Raw genomic sequence first — 2233 nt, forward strand, 5'->3', positions numbered from 1 at the left:
GCCATGGCCCCCCGCCCCCCAGGGCGGCGGCTGGCACCCGGCGCCGCCGCAGACCGGTTTGCCGCCGTTCGCGCCGGCACCGCGCCGGCGCGGGCGTCGGGCGGCGACTCTCGCCGCGGTGGCACTGCTCGTGATGATCGCCGCGACCATCACCGCGGTGGTCCTGACGCGGCGCGGCGGGGACAACCCGCCCTACCGCGAGCAAACGCTCAATGGTGCGCTGGGCACCATCCACCTGACCGCCCGACCGCGAGCGGTGGCCGCCCTGGGGCCGGGCGATCCCGACGCCGTGCTCTCCCTCGGGGTGCAGCCGGTCGTCATGACCGCGCCGCAGGGGAGGCTGCCCGGCTGGTTGCAGAACCAGGTGCACTCCGGCGCCCCCGTCCTGCCGGCCCCCGACGCGTCGGCGATCGCCGCGGCCCGCCCGGACCTCGTCGTCGACACCGGCAGCCTCGGTCAGGTCGACTACACACAGCTGTCGTCCATCGCGCCGACGCTCACCCGCCCGGCGCACCCCACTCAGGAGTGGAACTGGCAGGCGCAGCTCACCTGGATTGCGGGCGCGCTCGGCCGAAGCGACACCGCGACCCGCCTGCTCGACAACGCCGCCGCCCAACAAACCCAGACCCGGTCCGCGCACCCCGCCTTCGCGGGCAAGACCGTCGCCGCCGTGAACGTCAGCGACACCGGCATCTCCGCCGACCTTGCCGACAGCAGCGCGGCCGCGTACCTGGCCGGGCTCGGCTTCCGGTACAGCGAGTTCCTCAAACGCGGCCCGGCCGAGACCGGCGACGATCGTCCGATTCAGGATCTCGCCGCGCTGCCGACCGAGGTGCTCGTGGTGGTCCGCACCGACAAGGCCGCGGGCGGCGGGAGCTACAACGGGCTGCCCCCGGCGCTCAGCTCCTACCGGGGCGCCGTTGTCATCGTCGACGACCCGGACGTCATCGCCGCGCTCAACACGGGCGGGTACGCCGCGGTCGGCTACCTCAACTCGACGTTCGTCAACGCCGTCGCCCAACAGGTGCACTGACGCAGGGACGGGTTGGGCACCAGGTTCTGTCGGTGGTCACTGCGATGATGACGGCATGTCTTCGACCGCATCTGCTGACGCCGTCGAGGTGAGTCCCAAGGAGCGCCTCGAGGTGTTGTTTGAGGAGTTGGCGGAGTTGGCCGGTCAGCGCAATGCGATTGACGGGCGCATCGCTGGGATTGTGGCCGAGATCGATCGCGACGGGTTGTGGGGGATGACCGGGGCGCGCTCGGTGGCGGCGATGGTGGCCTGGAAGTTGGGGTGGTCGTCGGGCAATGCGCACACGGTCGCCGCGGTCGCGCGGCGGTGGGCGGAGTTCCCACGCTGCACGAAGGGCCTGCGCGAGGGACGGCTGTCGCTGGATCAGGTCGGGGTGATCGCCGCGCGCGCCGGTGCGGGATCCGATAAGCATTACGTTCAGCTGGCGCAGGTGGCCACGGTCAACCAGTTGCGCACCGCGGTCAACCTCGAACCGCGACCCGACCCCGAGCCTCGCCCCGAGCCCGAGCCCGCGATCACCAAGACCGGCACCGAGCGGGGCAGCCGCTACCGGATCACCCTTGCCCCGCTGGACGCCGCCAAGTTCGACGCCGCGCTGGCCGCCCATCGGGAGGCGTTGGTCGCCGAGTGGAAACGCGACCACGGGGATGGCGGGGCCGGTGGCGAGCGGCCCCCGCTGCCGGGCAACGTGGAGGCGTTTATGCGGCTGGTCGAGACCGGGTGGGACCTTGAGGCGAGCCGCCGCCCGCACAGCGCGCACACCACGGTGGTGGTGCACCTCGACGTCAAGCAGCGCGCCGCCGCGCTGCACCTGGGTCCGCTGCTCTCCGATGCTGATCGCCGCGAGCTGACCTGTGACGCCACCTGTGAGGTGTGGCTGGAACGTCACGGCCAGCCCCTCGGCGCCGGGCGCACCACCCGCACGATCAACCGCCGGCTGCGCCGCGCCCTGGAGCACCGCCACCCCACCTGCGCGGTCCCGGGTTGTGGCGCCACCCGCGGCCTGCACGCCCACCACCTCAAACATTGGGAGGACGGCGGGCCCACCGAGCTGACCAACCTCATCCTGCTCTGCCCCTACCACCACCGGCTCCATCACCGCGGCGAGTTGACCATCACCGGCACCCCCGACGCCCTCACCGTCACCGACAGCGACGGCGAAGTCCTGAGCCCCGGATCGCTGGCGCGCCCACCCACCAC

At 72.5% G+C, this 2233-nt stretch carries 1 protein-coding gene and 1 pseudogene; both read left to right on the plus strand.

Going from position 1 to position 2233, the window contains the following annotated elements; all coding sequences use genetic code 11:
- Window positions 1-1033: pseudogene (locus GPY60_RS26395) on the plus strand (serine/threonine-protein kinase); the annotation flags it as partial.
- 55 nt (window positions 1034-1088) lie between these two features.
- Window positions 1089-2233 (plus strand): HNH endonuclease signature motif containing protein (locus GPY60_RS26400; protein WP_156690645.1); only part of this gene is annotated, 1145 nt, incomplete at its 3' end.

Source organism: Mycobacterium sp. Marseille-P9652, from assembly GCF_902652685.1.
Taxonomy (GTDB): Bacteria; Actinomycetota; Actinomycetes; order Mycobacteriales; family Mycobacteriaceae; genus Mycobacterium.